The 312-nt window shown below is 58.0% G+C and carries 1 protein-coding gene; it reads right to left on the bottom strand.

Annotated elements, in window-relative coordinates:
* A partial coding sequence (locus tag AC1RPQ_RS08290) for a hypothetical protein (protein ID WP_481762311.1) occupies positions 1–312 on the bottom strand: 312 nt, incomplete at both ends.

Genomic DNA, 312 nt, shown 5'->3' on the forward strand with positions numbered 1-312 from the left:
GCTGTACCCTGTGGAACACCATCGTCACGAAGGGATTTAACAACGGCCAGCGCATCAGTAAGGCGCTTGAGTTGCCGCTCCTTGGACACCGTGCCCATTGTGGGAAGGCGTCTGAATGCTTCTCGGCTCCTGTCAATAAGGGCGCGCAGACTGGACATGCGATCGGATAGGGACGCGAGACCTGCCTCACCGTCCTTGCTATTCTTGGCCCCGAGCTGAAGCATAGGAATCAGCTTGCCGAGCTGAGACTGGTTCTTGGCAGTCAGGCCGTTACGGGCCTGCATACGGTCGAAGCACGAGTCAACAACGCGT

It is taken from the genome of Dellaglioa sp. CoH-57-MRSF-21 (assembly GCF_056781915.1).